This is a genomic window from Oceanicola sp. 22II-s10i, from assembly GCF_002210105.1.
In the GTDB taxonomy this organism is placed as follows: domain Bacteria; phylum Pseudomonadota; class Alphaproteobacteria; order Rhodobacterales; family Rhodobacteraceae; genus Pseudooceanicola.
Window position 1 is genome coordinate 85,618 of sequence record NZ_AQQU01000010.1, and the last position, 22,405, is coordinate 108,022.

At 66.3% G+C, this 22,405-nt stretch carries 25 protein-coding genes; 10 read left to right on the plus strand and 15 right to left on the minus strand.

Annotated features, from left to right (window positions below; translation table 11 throughout):
- Positions 1–29 precede the first annotated feature (29 nt).
- Together ATO6_RS20195 and ATO6_RS20200 are read left to right on the plus strand one after the other, a co-directional pair.
- Entirely contained in the window at positions 30–908 is an 879-nt protein-coding gene (locus ATO6_RS20195; protein WP_088625858.1) for an alpha/beta hydrolase, read from the plus strand.
- A 15-nt stretch (positions 909–923) separates the two neighbouring features.
- Positions 924–1,964, plus strand: a complete 1,041-nt coding sequence (locus ATO6_RS20200; RefSeq protein WP_088625859.1) for an Ldh family oxidoreductase — start codon at positions 924–926, stop codon at positions 1,962–1,964.
- 256 nt (positions 1,965–2,220) lie between these two features.
- Here the strand turns inward: ATO6_RS20200 and ATO6_RS20205 are convergent, their stop codons facing one another.
- On the minus strand, positions 2,221–2,877 hold the full coding sequence (locus tag ATO6_RS20205) for a TetR/AcrR family transcriptional regulator (protein ID WP_217899035.1): 657 nt from the start codon (positions 2,875–2,877) through the stop codon (positions 2,221–2,223).
- A gap of 124 nt (positions 2,878–3,001) precedes the next feature.
- Between ATO6_RS20205 and ATO6_RS20210 the strand changes: the two genes are divergently transcribed.
- The 6 genes from ATO6_RS20210 to ATO6_RS20235 all read left to right on the plus strand — a co-directional run bounded on the left by ATO6_RS20210 (position 3,002) and on the right by ATO6_RS20235 (position 9,179).
- Positions 3,002–3,868 (plus strand): shikimate dehydrogenase, encoded by an 867-nt coding sequence (locus tag ATO6_RS20210; protein ID WP_217899036.1) that lies wholly within the window; start codon positions 3,002–3,004, stop codon positions 3,866–3,868.
- A 2-nt stretch (positions 3,869–3,870) separates the two neighbouring features.
- Positions 3,871–5,754, plus strand: a complete 1,884-nt coding sequence (locus tag ATO6_RS20215; protein ID WP_088625933.1) for a bifunctional sugar phosphate isomerase/epimerase/4-hydroxyphenylpyruvate dioxygenase family protein — start codon at positions 3,871–3,873, stop codon at positions 5,752–5,754.
- A 92-nt stretch (positions 5,755–5,846) separates the two neighbouring features.
- Positions 5,847–6,839: a TRAP transporter substrate-binding protein DctP gene (gene dctP, locus ATO6_RS20220; RefSeq protein WP_088625861.1), complete on the plus strand. Its 993-nt coding sequence runs from the start codon at positions 5,847–5,849 to the stop codon at positions 6,837–6,839.
- A gap of 63 nt (positions 6,840–6,902) precedes the next feature.
- Positions 6,903–7,430: a TRAP transporter small permease gene (locus ATO6_RS20225; RefSeq protein WP_088625862.1), complete on the plus strand. Its 528-nt coding sequence runs from the start codon at positions 6,903–6,905 to the stop codon at positions 7,428–7,430.
- Entirely contained in the window at positions 7,427–8,722 is a 1,296-nt protein-coding gene (locus tag ATO6_RS20230) for a TRAP transporter large permease (RefSeq protein WP_088625863.1), read from the plus strand. The genes ATO6_RS20225 and ATO6_RS20230 overlap by 4 nt, the downstream gene beginning before the upstream one ends.
- 16 nt (positions 8,723–8,738) lie before the next feature.
- Positions 8,739–9,179 (plus strand): type II 3-dehydroquinate dehydratase, encoded by a 441-nt coding sequence (locus ATO6_RS20235; RefSeq protein WP_176441034.1) that lies wholly within the window; start codon positions 8,739–8,741, stop codon positions 9,177–9,179.
- Positions 9,180–9,188: 9 nt separating this feature from the next.
- Here the strand turns inward: ATO6_RS20235 and ATO6_RS20240 are convergent, their stop codons facing one another.
- The 3 genes from ATO6_RS20240 to ATO6_RS20250 all read right to left on the minus strand — a co-directional run bounded on the left by ATO6_RS20240 (position 9,189) and on the right by ATO6_RS20250 (position 11,465).
- A complete protein-coding gene (locus ATO6_RS20240) occupies positions 9,189–9,884 on the minus strand; it encodes a GntR family transcriptional regulator (RefSeq protein ID WP_088625865.1) in 696 nt (231 codons plus the stop codon).
- A gap of 108 nt (positions 9,885–9,992) precedes the next feature.
- Positions 9,993–10,577: an SMC-Scp complex subunit ScpB gene (locus ATO6_RS20245; protein WP_088625866.1), complete on the minus strand. Its 585-nt coding sequence runs from the start codon at positions 10,575–10,577 to the stop codon at positions 9,993–9,995.
- 3 nt (positions 10,578–10,580) lie between these two features.
- Complete coding sequence (locus ATO6_RS20250; protein WP_088625867.1) at positions 10,581–11,465, minus strand: DUF1403 family protein; 885 nt, start codon at positions 11,463–11,465, stop codon at positions 10,581–10,583.
- A 125-nt stretch (positions 11,466–11,590) separates the two neighbouring features.
- Here ATO6_RS20250 and ATO6_RS20255 point away from each other — a divergent pair, with 125 nt between their 5' ends.
- Positions 11,591–12,688 carry a tyrosine-type recombinase/integrase gene (locus ATO6_RS20255; protein WP_088625868.1) on the plus strand — a complete coding sequence of 366 codons (1,098 nt, stop codon included), beginning with the start codon at positions 11,591–11,593 and terminating at the stop codon, positions 12,686–12,688.
- A gap of 171 nt (positions 12,689–12,859) precedes the next feature.
- Here the strand turns inward: ATO6_RS20255 and ATO6_RS20260 are convergent, their stop codons facing one another.
- The 10 genes from ATO6_RS20260 to flgB are packed head-to-tail and all read right to left on the minus strand — an operon-like array spanning position 12,860 to position 19,698.
- Complete coding sequence (locus ATO6_RS20260; protein WP_088625869.1) at positions 12,860–13,174, minus strand: type II toxin-antitoxin system RelE/ParE family toxin; 315 nt, start codon at positions 13,172–13,174, stop codon at positions 12,860–12,862.
- On the minus strand, positions 13,171–13,419 hold the full coding sequence (locus ATO6_RS20265; protein ID WP_088625870.1) for a type II toxin-antitoxin system ParD family antitoxin: 249 nt from the start codon (positions 13,417–13,419) through the stop codon (positions 13,171–13,173). Before ATO6_RS20265 ends, ATO6_RS20260 begins: the two co-directional genes overlap by 4 nt.
- 45 nt (positions 13,420–13,464) lie before the next feature.
- A complete protein-coding gene (gene flhB, locus ATO6_RS20270; RefSeq protein WP_088625871.1) occupies positions 13,465–14,589 on the minus strand; it encodes a flagellar biosynthesis protein FlhB in 1,125 nt (374 codons plus the stop codon).
- Positions 14,590–14,598: 9 nt separating this feature from the next.
- Complete coding sequence (locus tag ATO6_RS20275; RefSeq protein ID WP_088625872.1) at positions 14,599–15,354, minus strand: flagellar biosynthetic protein FliR; 756 nt, start codon at positions 15,352–15,354, stop codon at positions 14,599–14,601.
- Between the two features lies 1 nt (position 15,355).
- Complete coding sequence (gene flhA, locus ATO6_RS20280; protein WP_088625873.1) at positions 15,356–17,449, minus strand: flagellar biosynthesis protein FlhA; 2,094 nt, start codon at positions 17,447–17,449, stop codon at positions 15,356–15,358.
- Positions 17,450–17,452: 3 nt separating this feature from the next.
- The gene (locus ATO6_RS20285; protein ID WP_088625874.1) at positions 17,453–18,253 is read right to left on the minus strand and encodes a hypothetical protein; all 801 of its coding nucleotides are present in this window, start codon (positions 18,251–18,253) and stop codon (positions 17,453–17,455) included.
- Positions 18,250–18,519, minus strand: coding sequence for a flagellar biosynthetic protein FliQ (locus tag ATO6_RS20290; protein WP_088625875.1), 270 nt, complete (start codon positions 18,517–18,519; stop codon positions 18,250–18,252). Before ATO6_RS20290 ends, ATO6_RS20285 begins: the two co-directional genes overlap by 4 nt.
- 19 nt (positions 18,520–18,538) lie before the next feature.
- Positions 18,539–18,868, minus strand: coding sequence for a flagellar hook-basal body complex protein FliE (locus ATO6_RS20295; protein WP_088625876.1), 330 nt, complete (start codon positions 18,866–18,868; stop codon positions 18,539–18,541).
- Between the two features lie 11 nt (positions 18,869–18,879).
- Positions 18,880–19,290 carry a flagellar basal body rod protein FlgC gene (gene flgC, locus ATO6_RS20300; protein WP_088625877.1) on the minus strand — a complete coding sequence of 137 codons (411 nt, stop codon included), beginning with the start codon at positions 19,288–19,290 and terminating at the stop codon, positions 18,880–18,882.
- A gap of 12 nt (positions 19,291–19,302) precedes the next feature.
- Positions 19,303–19,698: a flagellar basal body rod protein FlgB gene (gene flgB / locus ATO6_RS20305; RefSeq protein WP_254919220.1), complete on the minus strand. Its 396-nt coding sequence runs from the start codon at positions 19,696–19,698 to the stop codon at positions 19,303–19,305.
- An 82-nt stretch (positions 19,699–19,780) separates the two neighbouring features.
- Between flgB and fliI the strand changes: the two genes are divergently transcribed.
- Positions 19,781–21,136: a flagellar protein export ATPase FliI gene (gene fliI, locus ATO6_RS20310; RefSeq protein ID WP_088625879.1), complete on the plus strand. Its 1,356-nt coding sequence runs from the start codon at positions 19,781–19,783 to the stop codon at positions 21,134–21,136.
- A gap of 101 nt (positions 21,137–21,237) precedes the next feature.
- On the opposite strand, the gene repC is transcribed toward fliI, so the two are convergent.
- A complete protein-coding gene (gene repC, locus ATO6_RS20315) occupies positions 21,238–22,353 on the minus strand; it encodes a plasmid replication protein RepC (protein ID WP_141102046.1) in 1,116 nt (371 codons plus the stop codon).
- Between the last annotated feature and the right edge of the window lie 52 nt (positions 22,354–22,405).

Consider the following 22,405-nt stretch of genomic DNA (forward strand, 5'->3'; position numbering starts at 1 on the left):
TCCGCGGCCCTCAGGACAGGAATTCTGCAATGCAGGAAAACGTAACCTTCGAATCCGACGGACTGAAACTCTCCGGTGTGATCCACGTCCCGGAAGGCTACGACGGCACGCCCCTGCCCGCCTTCATCGTGTGCCATGGATTCGTCGGCTCGAAAGACGAAAGCCACGCACAGATCCAGGCGGAGATGATGGAGAGCTTCGGCTACGTCGCCCTGCGCTTCGACTTCCGCTGCTGCGGCGATTCCGAGGGCGAGCGTGCGCAGGTCCGCTGCTTCGATCAGGTGGCCGACGCCAAGAACGCCCTGACCTGGCTGGCCAAGCGGCCCGAAGTCGATCCGAAGAAGATCGGCATCACCGGCCACAGCTTCGGCGCCGCCGTCTCCGTTTACACCGCCGGTGTCGACGACCGCGTCGCCTGCTGCCTCTCCTCCTGCGGTTGGGGCGACGGGGAACGCAAGTTCCGCGCCCAGCATCCGACGCCCGAGGCATGGGCGAAATTTACCGGCATCCTCAACGATGGCCGCGCGCACAAGCAGGCAACCGGCGAAAGCGCGTGGATGTCCCGTTTCGACGCCGTGCCGATCCCGCCGGCTCTGCGCAAGAACCTCTCGCCCAAGGCGATCATGGAAATCCCGACCGAAACCGCGTGGTCGATGATGAACTTCCGGGCCGATGACGTGGTGGCGAATATCGCGCCCCGCCCGCTGCTGCTGTTCCACACGGCACATGACACGATCACCCCGACCATCGAATCCGTCCGGATGTTCGAGAAGGCCGGGCAGCCGACGGAACTGATGCTTGTCGACACGACGGCGCACTTCCCGCTGGCCCCGAGCGACGCGCCACGCACCAAGATGATGATGAAGGGCTGGCTCGACAAATTCTTCCCTTCGCCGCTGACCACCTGATCCGGAGACCCGCGTATGCCGACAATCAGCGCCGAGGCCCTGACCGGGTTCGCCCACGCCCTGCTGACCGCCGGAGGCTTCGCAGAGGACTCGGCGCGGCAGACCGCCAGTCTTCTGGTCTGGGCGAACCTGCGCGGCATCGAAAGTCACGGCGTGCTGCGCATCCCGCGCTATATCGAGATGGTGAAGCTGGGGTTGGTCGTCCCGGACTCGGTCCCCCGGACAGTGCGCGGCAAAGGCGCGATCGCAGTCCTCGACGGAGGGCGCTGCGCTGGCGCCGTCGGCATGAACGCGGCGGTAAAGTCTGCGGCGACGCTGGCTGCGACGCATGGCATCGGCTGGTGCGCGGCACGGAACATCTCGCACTGCGGGGCGCTCGGCTACTTCACCGGGGCACTGGCGGGGCAAGGATTGATCGGCATCGCGATGTCCGCATCCAAGCCGCTGATGAGCTACTTCGGCTCCCGCGACGCCGCGCTTTCGACCAACCCGATCTCCATCGCGGCCCCGGTGGCAGGCGGGGCACCAGTGATCCTGGACATGTCGACCTCTGCCGTCGCGCTCGGCAAGGTCACTGCGGCCAAGGACAAGGGCATCGAAGTCCCCGAGGGATGGGGCATCGACAAGGACGGCAACCCGACAACCGATCCGGCCAAGATCGCGGTCCTCTTGCCGATGGCCGGCCCAAAAGGGTCCGGTCTTTCCTTGATGATCGAAGTGCTGGCGAGCGTATTGGCCGGCCTGCCGGTCATTGGTCCCATTCTTGGCGGGTCCGGGTCCGGGTCCGAGCCCTTCAACGGTCTCGTCATCGCCGCCGATCCGGAGGCATTTGGATCAGCGAGTGATTTCCAGATCGCCATGACTGAACTTTCAGACGGAATTCATGGGCTTCGGTCCAGCACCGACGCGCCAATTCTTCTACCGGGCGAAAGGGGCGCGAGAACCGCAGCCATCAGGCAGCGTGACGGCATTCCGATTTCGCCAGGCACCGCGGAACGGCTGATCAAGTCAGCAACCGAATTGGCCGTGGACGTGCCGGCCGACCTTCGCACATGACTCTGTCGCTGCACGGGCGAACTGAAACCGCCTGATCCCGTCTGGCTGACACCGGCGGTCGCAGTGACTGACATCATGTGACCGTCAGCTCAATGTCCGGCGCGGCGCGACCAGAGTCATTTTCCGGATAAACGGGGCATTCGCCTTCGTGCGTTCGCTGCCGGATACAACAGGCGGGTCCCGGTTTCCGTCCGCCGCCTCGCGCAGGGGGGGCGGGACGCTCCAGTCCTTCGACCGTGGTTCTCAGGATAGCGCGCTAACCCTCTGTGGCAGGCTTCGAAACGATCCCGAGGATCGCCTCCACGATCTGCTGGCGAAGGGTCGTCTGGGCCGCGTCTTCGAACAACGCGGCGCCAAAGATCGCAGAAAACGTCGGACGGTTCGACACGTTGAAGAAGCTGAACGCGCTGATCTGCCAGTGCAGGCTGAGCGGGTCGATACCTGCGCGGAAGACACCCTGGGCCTGACCGCGGCGGCAGATCACCGCCAACTTCTCGATAGCCGCGACATTCAGGTCGCGTATCACTTCGGACGCCGCCAGATGTTCCGCGTTGTGGATGTTCTCGATCATCACCATGCGGATGAAGTCGGGGTTCTCGCGGTGATGGTCAAAGGTGAAGGCGACGAGTTTGGCCAGGGCTTCCCTCGGCGGCAGGTGATCGAGGTCGAGGGTCGCTTCGCCTTCGCGGACCTTGAGATAGGCAGCCTCCAGCGCGCGGGTGTACAGGCCCAGCTTGTCCCCGAAGTAGTAATAGATCATGCGCTTGGACGTGCGCGTGCGTGAAGCGATGGTATCCACGCGCGTCCCGGACAGCCCGTTCGAAGCGAATTCCGACACCGCCACCGCAAGGATGTCCTGCTTCACCGCATCCGGGTTTTGCGTCCAGCCGCGCCGCTCTGAAGTGGTGTTCATCGTCATTCCGCTCCTCTACCCGACCGTTACCAGAATTCAAATGATCCGGTTAGTACATTTCACTTGACGAATTGTACCGCGCGGAACAATTTGAGGGCCAAGGCAGGAGGGGAGGCCCGCGACCATGCCGCTCGCGCATGTGGAACATGGCAAGGCATCCGGCGATACGGCCCTGCGCATGGGGCTTGTCGGACGTGGCATCGCCTTGTCGCGGACACCCGCGATGCACGAGGCCGAGGCCGCGGCGCAGGGGCTGACCTGCCGCTACGATCTGCTCGATACCGATGCCGGGACCGAAGGCTCGCTGGCCGAGATCATCGACCGCGCCGAAGCGGCCGGATTTGCCGGGCTGAACATCACGTTTCCCTACAAGCAGACGGTCATCGAACACCTGCACCAGTTGTCCGATGCCGCGCGCCGGATCGGGGCGGTCAACACGATCGTCTTCCGGGATGGGCAAAGGTTCGGACACAACACGGATTTCTGGGGGTTTTCGCAAAGCCTCCGGACCGGTCTGCCGGGCGCGGACCTTTCGGACGTGCTGCTGATCGGGGCCGGTGGCGCGGGCGGCGCTCTGGCCCACGCCCTCGCAGACCTCGGCGTCGGTCGGCTGCGGATCCTCGACGTGCGTGAGCAAGCCGCGGCGACGCTGGCGCAGGAAATCGGGCCCGTGGCAGAGGCCGTAACCGACGCGGCCGCGGTGGCCGGAGAGGTGCGCGGCATCGTCAATGCGACCCCGGTCGGCATGGCGAAACTGCCGGGCACACCGATAGATACCGCGCTGCTCGACCCGCAGCACTGGGTGGCCGACATCATCTATTTCCCGCTCGAGACCGCCTTCCTGCGCGCCGCCCGCACACTTGGCTGCCAGACGCTGAGCGGCGAGGGCATGGCCGTCTTTCAGGCCGTGCGGGCGTTCGAGCTGTTCATCGGCCGCCCCGCCGATGCGGACCGGATGCGCGCGACCTTTCGCAAGCTGGGGGCGGTGTGAAGATGAAAACCGGGATCGCCACCGTCTCCATCTCCGGCAACCTCGAGGAAAAGATCGAAGCCATTGCCGGCGCCGGTTTCGACGGGATCGAGATATTCGAGCAGGATTTCATCGCCGACACCCGCAGCCCCCGCGCGGTCGGACAGCGGATCCGGGATGCGGGGCTTGAAACGATGTTGTTCCAGCCGTTCCGCGATTTCGAGGGTCTGCCCGGCGCCCTGCGGGCCAAGGCCTTCGACCGGGCGGAGCGGAAGTTCGACCTGATGCAGGAGCTGGGCTGCGATCTCGTCCTGGTCTGTTCCTCGGTCCACCCCGCCGCACTGGGCGGGATCGATCGGGCCGCGGCGGATTTCGCGGACCTCGGCGAACGAGCGGCCGCGCGCGGGCTGCGGATCGGGTATGAGGCACTGGCCTGGGGCCGCTACGTCAATGACCACCGCGACGCATGGGAGATCGTGCGACGTGCGGATCATCCGAATGTCGGGCTGATCCTCGACAGTTTCCACACGCTCGGTCGCGGCATCGACCCCGAGACGATCCGACGTATCCCCGGCGACAGGATTTTCTTCGTGCAGCTGGCGGACGCGCCGCAGATCACCATGGACCTGCTCTACTGGTCGCGCCACTTCCGGAACATGCCGGGCGAAGGCGATCTGCGCGTGACGGACTTCATGCGGGCGGTGATGGCGACGGGCTATGCCGGGCCGATCAGTCTGGAGATCTTCAACGACCAGTTCCGCGGCGGGTCTCCGGCAACGATCGCGAAGGACGGGCACCGGTCGCTGATCGCCCTGATGGACGACGTGCGGCGGGCCGAACCCGAGGCGGTGCCGGACCTCGCCGCCCTGCCCGAGCCGGTGACCATCCTGCAGACCGCCTTTGTCGAATTCGCCGCGAAGGGGCCTGAGCTGGAGGCGCTCGAGGCACTGCTGACGCGCCTCGGGTTTCGACGGGCGGGACGCCACCTGTCAAAGGCCGTGACGCTCTGGCAGCAGGGCGACATCCGGATCGTGCTGAACGCCGAGAACGAGGGTCATGCCAGCACGGCCTGGAACGCGCGGGGCACGACGGTCTGCGACATCGGACTCTATGTCGGGTCCGCGCGGGACACAGTGACGCGCGCGACGGCACTTGGGGCAAAGCCTTTCTCGCAGCCGCTCGGCCCCGGCGAATTGCCGATCCCGGCCATCCGCGGTCTGGGCGGCAGCGTCATGCACTTCATCGACGACGGTGCGCTGTCGGCGGTCTGGGACGTGGAATTCCTGCCCGAAGAGGGCCTGAACACGGGCGCTGGCCTGACCCGGATCGACCACATCGCCCAGACCATGACCTATGACGAAATGCTGTCCTGGTCGCTGTTCTACACGACGCTGTTCGACATGGTGAAAGCGCCCATGGTCGATGTCGTCGATCCGGACGGACTGGTCCGGAGCCGCGCCATCGCCACGCCCTCGGGGGCGTTCCGCATCACGCTGAACGGCGCGGAAACCCACCGGACGATCGCCGGATCCTTCCTGGCGGAGGGGTTCGGGGGGTCCGTCCAGCATATCGCGCTGTCCACCGACGACATCTTTGCGACCGCCGCCATGCTGCGCGAACGCGGGTTCGAGGTGCTGGAGATGTCTCCGAACTACTTCGACGACCTTGCGGCTCGGTTCGACATCGAGCCCGAAACGCTGGCGCGGATGAGGGCCGAGAACATCCTCTATGATGCTGACGACAAAGGGGAATTCTTTCAGCTCTACTCGCGACCATTCGCGGGACAGCTGTTCTTCGAAATTGTCGAGCGACGCGGCGCCTATGACGGTTACGGAGCACCGAATGCACCGTTCCGCATTGCCGCACAGAAGCGGTTCCAGCGGACAAAGGGGATGCCGGCAACCTGACAGAACGCCTGAAGCGTATGATGGAATATGTTTTATCATACAAAAAATGAAGAACGCCATGTATTGGTGAACACGTCAAAGGGAGGAAACTTATGACACATCTCAACCGCCGCACCGCCCTCGCGGTTGCCCTTGCTGCCACAACTGCCGTTGCGCTGCCGGGCCTCGGTATCGCCCAGGACAAGCCGACGCTGCGCCTGTCCTCGGTCGTGTCCGAGAATGACATCCGGGCCGAGGCCTTCGCGGAAATCGCCAGCGCCGTCTCCGACACCTTCGACATGCAGGTGTTCAACGGCGCAACGCTCGTCGCACAGGGGTCCGAGATGACCTCGATCCAGCGCGGCAACCTGGAAATGGGCCTGATCGCCCCCCAGACCATTGCAGAGCAGATCCCCGCATGGTCCATCGTGACCTCGGCCTATCTCTTCAGCGATGCCGCCCATCTCAAGGCGACCTTCGAGAGCGAAGTCGGGGAGGAACTCAAGGCGATGGCGGCCGAGGCCGGCATCCATGTCCTCGCCCCGGTCTATTTCGGCACGCGTCAGGTGAACCTCGCCCCCGAGAAAGAGGTGATGAAGCCCGAGGACCTGAACGGTATCACCATGCGGATGCCCGGTGGCGACGCCTGGCAGTTCCTGGGTGAGGCGATTGGCGCGAACCCGACACCGCTGGCCTATGCCGAGGTCTACACGGCGCTGCAGACCGGCGCGATCGACGGGCAGGACAACCCGCTGCCCAACGACTACAACATGAAGTTCTACGAGGTGACGAGCCAGATCGTCCTGACCGGGCACCTGATCGGCTTCGACGTGCTGGCCATTTCACAGAAGCTCTGGGACGAGTTCTCGGACGCGCAGAAGGAAACCCTCCAGTCCGCGGTCGATACGGCCATCGCAAAGTCCACGCAGCGGCACCTTGATCGTGAGGTCGAGCTGGTCCAGTTCTTCAAGGACGAAGGCCTGAAGGTCTATGAACCCGACCGGATCGCCTTCCGCGACTATGCGCAGAAGAAGTATCTCGAATCGGAATTTGCAGCGAGCTGGCCGGACGGCATGATCGATCGCATCAACGCACTCGCCAAGTAATACCGTTTCCGGACCGACGCCGGGCCCGCGAACCCGCCGGGCCCGGCGTATCGAAAGACGGCCATGATCACATCCACTTCAAGACCGATCCGCATCGCGCGCGCCGTGGCAGATGCCGTTCCCGCGCTGCTGCTGACGGCGATGTTCATATGTTTCATCATTCAGGTCTTCATGCGCTACGTGATGAACAGCCCCGTGGGCTGGACGGTCGAGGTCTGCGTCATCGCCTGGCTCTGGATCCTGCTCTGGGGCCAGTCGGTTTCGGCCGAGGAACGCGACGAAATCCGGTTTGACATCGTCTATGGCAGCGTCTCGCCCGAGGTGCGCCGGTGGTGCCGGGTGGTCTTCTCGGTCCTGCTGGTCGGCATCTACGCATGGTCGCTGCCGGCGCTCTGGGACTTCGTCACCTTCATGAAGATCCAGAAAACCTCCTACCTCGATATCCGGTTCAACTGGGTCTATTCGATCGCGCTGATCTTCTCGGTCGTGACCATCCTGCGCTACCTGTGGATCTTCTGGCAGGCCGTCACGGGGCGGGAGACGGGCCTGAGTTCCATCGAGGACATCGGCCGCAAGGACCTCTCGGAATGAGCGGGGAATTCGGCGTTGCCGTCGCCCTCATCATCCTCTCTGCCCTGATCGGCCTGCCGATCGGCCATGCCATGCTGGCCTCGTCGGTCTTCTATCTGCTGATGCAGGGGCAGGATATGTCCATCGCCTTCGAGCAGATGTTGACCGGGCTCTACGGCTCCTACGTGCTGCTGGCGATTCCGCTCTTCATCTTCGCCGCCGACCTGATGAACGTCGGCTCGCTCTCGGACCGGCTGCTGGACTTCTGCCGTGCCCTCGTCGGCCGGTTCCGCGGCGGGCTGGGGCATGTGAACGTGGTCTCCTCGCTGATCTTCTCGGGGATGTCCGGGTCGGCCATCGCGGATGCGGTCGGCATGGGGCGGATCATCATCAACCTGATGACCAAGGACGGCAAGTATCCCGGCGCCTATGCCGGAGCCATCACCGCAGCCTCGGCGATCATCGGACCGATCATCCCGCCGTCGATCCCGATGGTGCTGTTCGCGCTGGTCTCGGACACCTCGATCGGCTTCCTGTTCCTGGGCGGGGTGGTGCCGGGCCTGATCCTCGGCGTGCTCCTCATGGCGATGAACGCCTGGCAGGCCCGGATCCACGACTACCCGGTCGAAGAGGCCGTGCCGCTGCGCGAGCTGCCGCGGATCACCCTGCGCGCCGTGCCGGCCCTGCTGATGCCGGTCATCCTGCTGGTCGGCATCTACGGCGGCATCACCACCCCGACCGAGGCCGCCGCGCTGGCCGCGCTTTACGCCTTCCTCGTCTCGACCGTCTTCTACCGATCGGTATCGCTGCGGCTGGCCTATGAAACCGTCCGCCAGAGCGCCAAGTCCACCGCGGCCGTCGGCTTCCTGATCGCGGGGGCACTGGCCTTCAACTACGTCGTGACCATCGAGCAGGTGCCCAACGTGATCCGCGGCGCCCTGGGCGAGACCGAGCTGACCCGCATCCAGTTCCTGCTGATGGTCAACGCGATGCTGCTGGTCCTGGGCTGCCTGCTGGAGGCCAACGCCATCCTGCTGGTGATCGTGCCGATCTTCCTGCCGACTGCCGTCGCACTTGGGGTGGACCCGGTGCATTTCGGGGTGATCGTCGTGGTCAACACGATGATCGGGCTGGCGACGCCGCCCTATGGCCTGCTGCTTTTCGTCGTGACCTCGATCACCCGCGCGCCGATCCGCGAGACGATCCGCCACCTGCTGCCCTTCCTCGCGATCATGATCGCCGGGCTGGCCATCATCACCTTCCTGCCGGACCTCGTGCTGTGGTTGCCGCGCCTTTACGGCTACGGCGGATGACTTTCTGGAGAAACAGATGACCGACACCATCCTCATCATCAACGGACCCAACCTCGACATGCTCGGCACCCGCCAGCCCGAGGTTTACGGCTACGACACGCTGGCCGATGTCGAGGCGCTCTGCCAGCGGGTCGCGCAGGACGAAGGGGTCGGGATCGACTTCCGCCAGAGCGACAGCGAGGCCGAGATCATGAAGTGGATCAAGCAGGGCCGCAGCACCACCGCCGGGCTGCTGATCAACCCGGCCGGCTTCACCTCGACATCTATCGCGATCCTCGACAGCCTGCTGATCTACGATCGCCCGATCATCGAGGTGCATATCTCGCCGCTGTTCCGGCGTGACGAATGGCGGCACCTGTCCTACCCGTCCAAGGCCGCCTCGGCCAAGATCGAGGGGTTCGGGATCCGCGGCTACGACTTCGCGATCCGGAAGCTGGCCGAATGGGCCCGCGGCTGAGGTCCCGGATCAGCCGAACCCGCCCGAAGACATGATGTGCCGGACCCCGCTGCGGATGTGGCGGGACAATAGGTCGACGGCGGCGTCCGCCCTGCGGCCGATGACAAGGTCCCGCAATTCCGCGTGTTCATCGGCTGCGGGTTTGCCCCGGAAGTCCAGCGTCAGCATGTGGTACCGCGCGAAACGGTCGAAGACGGAGGCGTGGGTGCGTGCCAGCACCGGCAGATCGCAGGCCGAGATCGTGGCGTAGTGGAACCCCCAGTCCGAGGCGACCCATTGCTCCACGGTTGCGGGCTCCTTCGTCATCAGCCGCGCTTCCAGCACCGAGAGCTTGTAATGCGCCGCCACGACCCGCGCCTCCCAGTCGAGGTCGCCCCGTGCGATCGAAAGCCGCAATGCATGCGTTTCGAGCAAGATCCGCAACTCGGCCAGCGCGGCCAGTTCATCGTCGCTCACACCCGCGACCCGGAACCCGCGCTGTCCTTCGGCCGCCACAAGCTCTTCCACCGCGAGACGGTTGAGAATTTCCCGCAGTGTCGTGACGCTGGCGTCATAGACCTGCTTCATGTGGTCAAGCTTCAGCTTGGCGCCCGGTTTCAGATGACCGTTGACGATATGCGAACGGATACGCCGATACGCGATTTCACCGACCGTATCGCCGTCGCGCTGGCCCGTATCGAACCGCAAATCTTCCTGATTTAACATGCTCACCCGGCCGCCTTCTCGGAGGCCCGAGTATCGAGGCAACCGGACTCGATGTCCATCGGGCCGTTTGCGGCAAGTGGCCCGGAGCGGTTGGCCCTTGCGGACAGGCTATATGCCCGCATCCTCCATCTGCTCCCGATCCGGCAGGTCGCCAAGGCTTTCCAGCCCGAAGGCGACGAGGAACTGCTCGGTGGTGACGAACGTATAGGGCGCGCCGCGTCGAGGGGACCGGGGCCCGGTGCCGATCAGGCCGCGCGCGTGCAGTCGCCCGATCAGGTCGCGGCTGATCTCACGCCCGAAGATGTCCTTCAGCCCGTCGCGGGTGATCGGCTGGCGGTAGGCGATGGCGGCCAGGACCGCGACGTCGAATTCACTCAGGGCCGGCACCTGGTCCCCGACATCCGCGGCGGCGCGGATCGCGGGCGCATAGGCGGTCCGTGTCCGGAACATCCAGCCACCCGCGACCTGAACGATCTCGAAGGCCCGCCCCTCCAGATCGGCGGCGAGGTCCGCGACCAGCAGGTCGACCGAGGCCCCCTGCCCCACGACCCGCGCAAGGTCCTCGCGGGCGACCGGCGCGGCGGAGGCAAAGAGCACCGCCTCGATCCGGCGCATCCAGTCGCGCCAGCGCAGGTCCGGCGGCAGGTCGGCCAGCTCGCGGTCGAGGTCTGGCTCCGATCTGTCCTTCGCCATCGCTCAGACCCCGTAGAGCCGGAAGGTGTCGCGGCCGGTCAGTTCACGGACGGCGCCGAGGTCGACCAGCCGGTCGCAGAGCCGCCGCGCGGCGCGGTCCGGCATGGGCAGGGCCGAAGGCGCGACAGCGTCTTGGGCCAGGAACATCGCGACCGCGTCGCCCGCCCCCTTCGCCCGCAGCTTCGGGGCCACCGCTGCCAGATGCGCCGCCCGGCGCGCGAGGTCGGCGGCCAGGCGCGTGGTCTCGACCGCCGGGGAGACGAGCGCGCGATGACAGGCCAGGCGAAGGTCGCCGCCTTGCCTGCGCAGGTCGGCGCGCGTCAGCCCTGTGGCCAGCAGCGGCAGGAGGTGAACCCATCCGAGGGCCTGCGCCAGGGCCGCGTCCGCGAGGATCAGCGCGGGGACTTCGCCACGCGGCACGTCGGTCAGAACCGCCTCCAGCACCATAGCGGCACGGGTCACCGGCGCCCCTGTCCCCGCCTCGAGCCAGGCGGCGATCCGGCCCGGATCGAGGCCCGGCAAGGCCCGGCCCAGGGTCTTGACCGACACCGGCCGCTCCGCCGCACGCTGCCAGGACAGGTAGATGTCTCCAGCCGGGCCGGGCAGATCGCCGGGGCGCAGAAGGTGGACCGCGTCGCGCAGGTCCCCTGCCCGTTCCGGCCGTCCGGAAAACCCGATGCAGGCCTCCGCCGCGCGAAGCGCGCGCCGGTCCCGCAGCAAGGCTTGGGGGAGGTCATCGCGGTCCAACACAAGATGCAGGTGGTGCAACGCGGCACCCGACAAAAACGCCACATCTTCAGGGGTTTCGGGACATGCGGAGGTGACCCACGCGGGCATCCGGGCTAGCCTGTCCGTGTCGCTGACGGGATCGTGCCGGGCAAATGTCATGCCTGAAGCCTATATCATCGCGGCGCTTTCCACCAGATAATAGCACAAGAACCGCCCCGCCTTGCAGTGTCATATCATGTCCAATAAGTTTGCATTATCGGACATTGGGGAATATCCTCCCCGACATGCCGGAAATTCCCGAGAAACCGAGTTCAGAGCCGCCACACGGGTCGTCGCACAGCGAGGGCGACGAGAGCGATCGCCCCGGCACCGAGGCGTTGACCCTGCCCTCTCATGTCGCGGGCTCCGGCACCCTCGACCGGCTGGTCGACACCGCCCGCGATTATGCCCGCGCCGCGGCCTCGGAGAACACGCTGCAGGCCTATGCAGCGGACTGGGCGCAGTTCACCCGCTGGTGCCGGATGAAGGGCGCCGCCCCCCTGCCGCCCTCACCCGAGATGATCGGGCTCTACCTCGCCGATCTCGCCTCTGGCGCGGGCCACGCCCCTGCCCTCTCGGTCACGACGATCGAACGCCGGTTGTCGGGCCTCGTCTGGAACTACGCGCAGCGCGGCCTTTCCCTCGACCGCAAGGACCGCCACATCGCCGCCGTGCTGGCCGGGATCCGGCGCCGCCACGCCCGCCCGCCCCGCCGCAAGGATGCGCTCCTGCCCGGTGACATCCGCGCCATGGTGGCCACGCTGCCCTTTGACCTGCGCGGGATCCGCGACCGCGCGATCCTGCTTCTCGGCTATGCGGGCGGGCTCAGGCGGTCCGAGATCACCGGGCTCGACGTGCACCGCGACGACACTCCCGACAGCCGCGGCTGGATCGACATCCTTCCCGAAGGCGCCGTGCTGACCCTCGATGCCAAGACCGGCTGGCGCGAGGTCGAGGTCGGCCGTGGCTCGTCGGAGGTGAGCTGCCCGGTCCATGCCCTCGAACAGTGGCTGCACTTCGCGCGGATCGACTTTGGCCCGGTCTTCGTCGCCACCTCCCGCGATGGCAGCCGCGCCTCCGGGCCGCGGCTGAACGACCGCCATGTCGCCCGCCTGATCAAGCAGTGCGTCAAGGCGGCGGGCCTGCGTCCCGATCTGACCGACGCCGAGCGGAACAGGCTCTATTCCGGCCATTCCCTGCGCGCCGGCCTCGCCTCCTCGGCCGAGGTGGACGAGCGCCACGTCCAGCGGCATCTCGGCCACGCCTCCGCCGAGATGACCCGCCGCTACCAGCGCCACCGCGACAGGTTCAGGGTGAACCTGACAAAGGCGGCAGGGCTATAAGCTACCGCACCTGCATCACTCCCTCGTCACGCGTGCGGCCTCCGGCAAGCATGGCGGACGGGGCGATGTCTTAAGTCTGTCCAATGTCAGGCACGCCTCGCGGCGCCAGCTGAGTTCGCCTATCGGTCGATAGTCATGGCATCGCCAGAACGACCCGCAGCTGGACACCAGCTACAGGCCCGACGGGTTCCCCTCAATCTCGTCCAGCAGGTTCTGTCGCGCGTGAATGATCCGCAGGATGTCGAGGAATGCCGTCTCGTCGTCCCGGATGACGATGATATGCGCCCCGTGCGGATGTACCCTGACCACGGGGTGCACCCAGTCCAGCCGCCGGCTGATGTTCGGGAACTCGGCCAGTAGCTCGATCTTGGCGATCAGGTCGGTCTGATACCGCACCGCCTGTGCCCGCCCCCATTGCGCGACGCCCCGGTCGAAGATCGCGGTCAGGTCGCGGCGGGCCTGCGGACGAAACCGGTAGCCGGTCACGCGCTGTCCTTGTGCCGCTCCAGCATCTCGGCGAGGAACTGTTCAGGATCGAACGCCTCGGGCGGGCCGCTGGCGATCCCTTCGTCCACCGCCTGCTGCAGCCACGCCCGCGTGGCGGCGCGGTCCTGATCGCGGCGGATCAGGTCGCGGACATAGTCGCTGGAGTTCGCATAGCGGCCGTCCTGCGTCTGCGCCTCGACCCAGTCCTTCATCTGTTGCGGCAGCGAGATGTTCATGGTGCTCATGTCCGGGGCCTCCTGACCTCTAACATGGCAAGGTTTGCCAAAACGTCAATCTTCTTCGCGCAGGGCTGAGCCTTCGGGCGGGGTGCGGCGGATGTTGCGCTGCATGTCCATGACATAGGCGATGATCGCGGCGACGGCCTCCCAGTGTTCGACCGGGATGGTGCGGTCGATCTCGGCCACGTCGAACAGCGCGCGGGCCAGCGGGCGGTTTTCCACGATCGGCACCGCGTTGTCGCGCCCCAGACGCCGGATCTGGGCGGCCATCAGGTCGGCCCCCTTGGCGACGCAGACCGGCGCGTCGTCGATGCCCTGTTCGTATTTCAGCGCGACGGCGAAATGGGTCGGGTTGGTCAGGATCACCGTGGCGCGCGGCACCGCCTGCGCGACCCGCTGCTGTGACCGTTCGCGGCGCTGCTGCGCCCGCTTGGCGCGGATGTGCGGATCGCCTTCGCTGTCCTTCATCTCGTCCCGGACGTCCTGCCGCGTCATCCGCTGCTTCTTGCGCCACTCGATCCGCTTCCACACCGCGTCCCCGATGGCGACCACGGCGACCAGCACCAGCACCACGACGAGGATGCGCATGGCGTGTTGCCGTGCGATACCCGGCACCGCCTCGGGCACGACGCCCTGCACCTGCCACAGCTCGGACACCGCCTGGAACGTCACCCAGAGCGCGATGGAGCCCACCACCAGCACCTTCACGAGGCTCTTCAGGAACTCGATCAGGTTGTTCAGGGAAAAGAGCCTTTTCAGGCCCGACATGGGGGAAATCTTGTTCAGCTTGGGCTTCAGCCGCTCGGCCGCGACGACCGTGGGGCCCTGCAGCGCCACGCCCGCCAGCGCGGCGAGGATCATGATGACCATGACCGGCACCATCGACGTCCCGACGCCCCGCGCCAGCGCGCCGACCACGCCGCCCGCATCCGCGATGCCCTGCAGATCCTCGCCGATGGTCACGGTCCCCGCGGTCTCGAACACGCCGCGCATGGCGGCGGCCATCGGCGGCGCGATCACCGGCAGCAGGAAGGCCGTGATGACGAAAAGCGACAGGATCGAGGTGAGGTTCCCCGCTTCCCGCGATGACGGAACGTCGCCCTTCTCGCGCGCCTTCTGAAGGCGCCGCGGGGTTGGTTCTTCGGTCTTTTCGAGATCGCTGTCGCCCTCGGCCATACCGCCCCCCTAGAAGGTCAGCAGGCCGAGCCATTCGCCGAACCTTTCGGCGAATTCGCGCAGCATGTAGGGGCTGGCGATCGTCAGCACGATCAGCCCCGAAACGATCAGCACCGGCCCCGCGACGAAGAACACCGGCAGGTTCGGCATCATCCTGTTGGTCAGGCCCAGCCCGAGGTTCAGCAGGATGCCCATCACGTAGAACGGCGCGGCGATGGACATTCCGAGGTAGAAGCTCTGGCCGGTGGCGCGGACGATCTGCTGGGACAGGTCGCCGGGCATGAGCGCCCCGGCCGGGAAGATCTGGTAGGACATCGCCATCGCCCCGATGATGACGTGGTGCAGGTCGGTGGCGAATATCACCGCCACGCCCCCCAGCATCAGCCCGGTCGAGATCAGGGTCGAGCCCTGGAACGACCCCATCGAAGGCGCGAAGGCGTTGGACAGGGACGAAATCAGGCCGACCTGGTAGCCGGCGAACTGCAGCCCGGTCAGCAGGATGCGCCCGACCATGCCGATCCAGACCCCGATGGTCACCTCGATCGCCAGCGCGCCGGCCAGCTGGCCGAAGGTGTCGAACCGGATCGGCCCCTGCACGCCCGTCGCGTAGATCACCAGCGCCAGCACGATGGCCATGGCCAGCCGGTGGCGGACGGGGATGAAGGCCTCGCCGAAGGCCGGGATGAACATCAGTATCCCGCCGATCCGCGCAAAGACGAGCGCCGCGCCCAGGAACTCGGCGGTCAGGAGCGGCGCGATGTTCACCTCAGGCCCCGATCGTCGCGACGGTGCGCAGCGACACCTTGCGGTGGATCTCGCTGTGCGACAGCACGACCGTCATCGGGCTGACCCGTTCCAGCATCGACCGGACGAAACTCCGGACCTCGGGGCTGACCAGCAGGGCGGGCCATTCGTCCCGCTCGGCAAAGGTCTGGATCGCCTTGCGCGCCTCCAGCACGAATTCCTGCACCCGCTGCGGCGACATGACGAAGTTGCGCTCGTCCCCTGTCACCCGCAGCGCGTCGAGGAACTCCTTTTCCCACGACCCGGACATGGTGATGACGCTGACGAAACCGGTGTGATCGACCAGGCTCTTGCAGATCTGGTTGGACAGCCGCCGCCGCACCGTTTCGGTGATCATCATCACGTTCGACGTGCTGCGCTTGGCCTCGGCGATGGCCTCGACGATCAGGGGCAGGTTGCGGATCGAAACCCGCTCGGCCAGCAGCGCCTGCAGGACGTGCTGGATCAGCACGATGGGGGCATTGCCGGGGATCTCGTTGGCCAGCTTCTGGTATTCGCGGTCCATGCCCTCGATCAGCGCCTGCGCGGCGCCGTAGGTCATCAGCTCGGGCAGGTGTTCCTTGACCACCTCGGTCAGGTGCGTGGTGATGACGCTTTCCGGGTCCACCACCGTCAGCCCCTGCGCCTCGGCCTGCGCGACAAAGCGCGGATCGACCCAGAGCGCGTCCAGCCCGAAGGTCGGATCCTTGGCCCGTTCGCCCGGAATCGAGACGTCGCCGGGGTTCACGATCATCATCTGCATCGGCCGCACCTCGCCGCGCGCGACCTCGACCCCCTGCACCCGCAGGGCGTAGGTCCGGGCGGGCAGGATCGCCTCGTCCTTGATCCGGACGGAGGGCAGGACAAAGCCGAATTCGCGGGCAAAGAGGTTGCGCAGGCTCTTGATCTTGCCGGCCAGCGCGGTGTCCGGGTTCTCGATCAGCGGGACCAGCGCCTCGCCCAGCTCCAGCTTGAGATCGTCGAGCTTGAGCGTGTCCTTGACGTTGTCCTTGGGCGCGTTCGCCTCGGCATTCGCCTTGGCCGCCTCGGCCCGCGCGGCGTTGCGGGCACTGGCCTGCGCCTGTTTCTGCATCACCCGGCCCAGACCGACCATCAGCAGCGACATGAAGCCGAACAGCAGCGCCGGGAAGCCCGGCAGCAGGCCGATCCCGAACAGCAGCGCGGCGGCCATGTAGAGCGCCTTGGGGAACTTCGACAGCTGGCCGAGGACCGCCTCGTTCGCCGCGCCCTCGGTCCCGCCCTTGGTCACGATCAGGCCCGCGGCCATCGACACGATCAGCGCGGGGATCTGGCTGACCAGACCGTCGCCGATGGTCAGGACGGTGTAGTTGTTCGCCGCCTGCCCCACGGTCAGACCGTGCTGCATGATGCCGATCAGGATGCCGCCGATCACGTTGATCAGGGTGATGATGATGCCCGCCACCGCGTCGCCGCGCACGAACTTGGACGCACCGTCCATCGCGCCGAAGAACCCGCTTTCGTCCTCCAGCTCCTTGCGGCGCTTGCGGGCCTGTTCCTCGTCGATCAGGCCCGCGCCGAGGTCGGCGTCGATCGCCATCTGCTTGCCGGGCATGGAGTCGAGCGAGAAGCGGGCCGAAACCTCGGCGATCCGGGTCGACCCCTTGGTGATCACGATGAAGTTGATGACCACGAGGATGATGAAGACGACGATCCCGATGACGAAACTGCCGGACACCATGAACCGCGAAAAGCCTTCGATCACGCCGCCGGCCGCATGGGTGCCGGTGTGGCCTTCGGACAGGATCAGGCGGGTCGAGGCGACGTTCAGCGACAGCCGCAGCATGGTCACGACCAGCAGCAGCGTCGGGAAGGAGTTGAACTCCAGCGGTCTGGGGATCCACAGCGCGACCATCAGGATCAGCACCGAGACCGACAGGGACACGGCCAGGCCGAAGTCGAGGATCATCGGCGGCAGCGGCACGAACAGCACCGCCAGAACCAACGTCACGCCGATGGCAAAGCCGACGTCCCGGTTGGCAAAGCCATGCGCCAGCCAGTTCGGCAGGCCCGTGGTGTTGGTGGTCTGGTCCGCCATCGCCTAGAACATCCTGCGGAAGGCGGGCAGCACCGGTTCCAGCGTGCCGCGGGCATAGAGGCTGCGCGCCCCCTGCCCCGCGCCGCCGTCCGGCCCGGCCAGCCATGCGGTCCAGAAATGGCCCTGCGGCAGCGGTTCGCGCGGGATGGGGGCGGGCGCGCCCTGCCCTGCCCCGGCGGCGGCCGAGGCCATCATGCGGAACTCTTCCAGCCGCTCGTTGGCGATGCCCACGTTGGTGCGCAGGCGGTCGAGGTAGATCTTCTGGTATTCCTGCGTCGCCGAGTGATAGCGCCCGGCGGCGGCCACCCAGTCCCCGGTGTCGCGATAGAGCGAAACCAGCAGCCGCGCGGCATAATCCACGTTGCGCGCCGGATCGAACCCCTCGGCCAGCGTGTCGAAGGCGTCGGGGTGCCAGCGCAGGTTGATCTGCATGCAGCCCACGTCGACCGAGGCGATGCCCGAGGACAGGCGGTCCTGCACCCATTCCATCGCCTCGCCGGGGCCGCCGAAATAGCGGCCGTCGCCCTCGGCATTGGCGACCCATGGCCAGACGGTCAGATCGCCGTCCTTCATCATCCCCGCCTCCTGCAACCCGATACCGAGCAGCAGGTTGCCGGGGATCTGGTGGCGCAGCTGCGCGCGCAGGATCTCGTTCAGGCAGATGCCCCGCGGGTCCGTCGCGGCGACGGCGCGCGCCGCCGGCTCGGGCCGGGCGGAGGGCGTGTAAAAGCCCCGCCAGTCGGCAAGGGCCCCCTGCCCCGCCAGCAGCAGAACAGTCACGGATACGGCGAAACTCCGCATCATGTGCCCCCGCTGACGATCAGGTCGAACACGGTGTCCGACAGACCCTTGACGGTCGCATACATGAACGGGAGGAAGATCAGCAGCCCCACGAAGATCGCCACGATCTTGGGCACGAAGGTCAGGGTCATCTCCTGCACCTGCGTCAGGGCCTGGAAGAACGCGATGAACAGCCCGACGACGAGCGCGATCGCCATGATCGGCCCGGCCGCGAACAGCACCGTCTGGAAGGATTCAGACAGGATCGAATAGGTATCCGCTTCGGTCACTGCTGCACCCTTGCCGTCCTCAGATCGGCATTCTCATGATTTCCTGGTAGGCCTCGACCAGCTTGTCCCGGACCGTGACGGCGACCTTGACGGTCGTGTCCAGTTCCAGCGTCGCCTCGACCACCGTCTGCGTCTCGATATCGCCGCGCATCCCGGCCTGGGTCACCTGCTCGGCCTGCCGGATCGTCTGGACCGCCTCGGCGCCGGCATCCTTGATCATGTCGGCGAACGAGGACGTCCGCTCCTGCACCGGCAGTTCCGGTGCGGGCAGGTTGACCTGCATGTCGCGCGAGCTGCGGTAGGCGCCGCTGACGGCAGAGTTGGAAATCAGTGTGGATGTTTCAGACATGGCTCAAAATCCTATTTCAAAAGGTCGAGCAGCTGCGTCCGCATCCGCCGCCCGGCTTCAAACATGTTCAGATTGGCTTCGTAGCTGCGCGAGGCCTCGCGCATGTTGCTCATTTCCAGAATGGTCTGGACGTTCGACACCTTGATGAACCCCAGCTCGTCCGCGGCCGGGTGGCCGGGGTCGTAGCGCAGTTCGAACTCGGCATCGTCGCGGGAAATATCCGCCACACGCACCATCGACGCGCCGCTTTCGCGGTCGATCATCTCTTCGAAGGAAATCACCTTGCGGCGATAGGGCTCCTGCCCCGGCTCGGTCCCGGTCGAGGCCGAGTTGGCCACGTTTTCCGACACCACCTTGAGCCGCTCGCCCTGCGCCCGCATCCCGCTGGCGGCGATGGAAAGAATGCTGTTCAAATTATCCATGACGCGCGCCCCTTACCGGACCCCGGTCACGGCCAGCGTCAGCAGGTCGTGACCCTTGCGATACAGCGCCGCGGCCATGCGGTAGCTTTCCGAAACCTCGACCGCCGTGATCGACTGTTCCTCGAGCGCGACGGTGTTGCCGTCGAGGCTCTGCTCCCAGCTTTCCGTTTCCTGCACCCGGATACCATTCGGCGCGGAGGTCCCGCCGGCGCCGGTCATGTGCCGGGCATCGGTCGTCCTCAGCCCGCTCGACGCGGTGCTGCGGGCACCGCCCAACATTTCATCAAAGCCCGAGACATCCTTGGCCTTGAACCCCGGCGTGTCGGCGTTCGCGATGTTCTGCGTGATGACAGCCTGCCGGGTCCCCAGCCAGCGCATCCGCTGGGAAGCCAAACTAAAAAATGACATTCCATCAAGTTTCATTGCAGGTTTCCTTTTGATGCGAACAAGGATAGCATGAATAAATCGGATAACACAATGGATAGTATCCATGCATACCGCTTTTTCGGAACTTGCAAGCGCCACCCGCAACCTTGAACGCACCCATGTGACGGGTCAGGTGCGGGCCGCGCTCGGTCTGGTGTTGACCGTCGCGGGGCTGGAACGCGCCGTCGGGATCGGGTCGCGCTGCGTGGTGCAGGGGCGCAAGGGCCCCGTGCTGGCCGAAGTGGTGGGGATCGACGAAGCCGGGACGCGCCTGCTGCCCTACGGTTCGTGGGAGGGGATCATGACCGGCGATGCCGTGGTCGTGACCCAGGCAGGCGACGAAATCAGACCCGATGACGCCTGGATCGGGCGGGTGATGGATGCGCTTGGCCGTCCGCTCGATGGCCTCGGTAAGCTGCCCGAGGGGCCGACCCCGCACAGCCTGCGCGCCGCGCCCCCGCCCGCGTTCCAGCGGCGCCGGGTCGGCGAACGGCTGGACACCGGGGTCAAGGTGATGGACGTGTTCACCCCGATCTGCCAGGGCCAGCGGATGGGGGTCTTTGCCGGATCAGGCGTCGGGAAATCGACGCTGATGTCCATGCTCGCCCGGAACGCGCAGGCGGACGTGATCGTCGTCGGCCTCGTCGGTGAACGCGGACGCGAGGTGCAGGACTTCCTGCAGGACGATCTGGGCGAGGACGGGCTGGCGCGCTCCGTTGTCATCGTCTCGACCGGGGACGAACCGCCGCTGATGCGCCGGCAGGCCGCCTGGACCGCGACCGCCGTGGCAGAGTATTTCCGCGATCAGGGCAAGCAGGTGCTGCTGCTGATCGACAGCGTGACCCGTTTCGCCATGGCGCAGCGCGAGATCGGGCTGGCCGGGGGCGAGCCGCCGACCGCCAAGGGCTATCCGCCGACGATCTTTGCCGAGCTGCCGCGGATGATGGAACGCGCCGGGCCGGGGACGGCCGAGAACGGCGACATCACCGCGCTCTACACGGTGCTGGTCGATGGCGATGACATGGACGACCCGATCGCCGACGCAGTGCGCGGGATCATGGACGGGCACATCGTGCTGGACCGGCGGATTGCCGAAACCGGACGCTTCCCGGCGGTGAACCTGCTGCGCTCGGTGTCTCGGATGCTGCCGGACTGCCATTCCCCGGCGGAGTATTCGGTCTACCGCGCCGCCCGCCGCGCAATCGCCCGCTACACCGATATGGAAGAACTGATCCGCATTGGTGCCTATCGCGAAGGGACGGATGCCGAGGTGGACAGCGCGATCCGGTTCAACGGCCCCGCCGATACCTTCCTGACGCAGGGCAAGCGCGAGGCCTCGCCTTCGGGGGAAAGTTTCCTCGGGATTCACCAGTGCCTGACGGGTGCGGGGATCAAGGTCGATATTCCGCCAGCCGAGTGACCGGTGGGGCGAGTTGACAGCTGTCAACTTTGCCCCGCCTGGGCTCCCTGCCCCGCGCTTTCCACCGGCCCCGGCCACCCCGAGTTGACAGCTGTCAACTTTCACGCCGACCGCGCCTGCATGGATCGCACCAGCGTTTCCGGTGAAAACCCGCCCTCGCCCGCCTTCCGCGCCAGCGTCCTCAGGTAAGCCCCCGGCGACCGTATCGCCCCAATTCTCTGCACGATGGCCGCGACAGTGACAGAGGCGCCGACGGGCCCCATGAGCCGACACGCCTCCCGCCAAGTTGCAACATCCACGCCGGACATGGGCGCAAGCCCCGCCATCAACCGCGTGAAGTCCTCCCAGCTTCTGACCGGCCTTACCGCGTAGGGCAGGACATCGGGGCAGGCGTTCAGCACGCCTCGCAGGTCGATATCCAGCGGCCTTTCAGATTCAATAAGGGTTTTGTCTGAGTCCTGTTTGTGCCGCTCATTTTCGCTGTCACAGGCGCTCAGTTCGATCGTCTCGACAGGCTTGTCCACCTCGGGCCGGACCTCGTCCGTGACACGCTCCACAAGCGCCCTCAGCCGGTCGCGCAGCCCGATCAGGTCAACCTCGTCCAGCCTGCGCCGCAGGTCGCGACGGATCAGCCGGCTGGCATCGAACAGTGCGTCGCTACCGGCGAACTCGGCCAGCTTCTCGGCATCGCGCAGCAGCAGGATGACCTCCTCGCGCAGCAGGACACAGCGGGCGGCCACGGCCTCCACCTGCCGCGCCTCACGCGCGATCTCGGCCGAGCGCACCAGCAGCGGCCTCAGGTCGAAGCCGAAGGCACGCACGACCTCGCCACCCGATCCGGTGCGGGCATAGCGCTTGCCGTTCGGGCTGTCGTGGCGGGCGATCATCCCGGCCTCCACCAATGCGGCGAGGTGGCGGCGGAGCGTGCTGTCCGGCATCCCGTGGGCCCGTTCCGACAGCCGCGCGTTCGAGGCGAAGACGATCAGCGAAGCGCCGTCGGTCAGTTCACGCTCGCGGTGAAAGCTCAGCAGGACCTGCAGGACCGAGAGCGTCCGGTGGCCGAGGCCAAAGGCGCTGGCGGCGGTGGTGAGATCGTCGAGAACCTGCCATTTGTCCACGCCGGGGCAGGGGGCGGGGCGTGCGGCAAGGGCGGTCAGTTTCACCTGACCAGCCGTCACCGGCCGCCGCCCGAAGGGCGTCGTTGTCACTGTCGTCATCGTGATGATACCGGGCAAAACTTTTCGGCCCGCCGGACGGTGACCGGCGTTG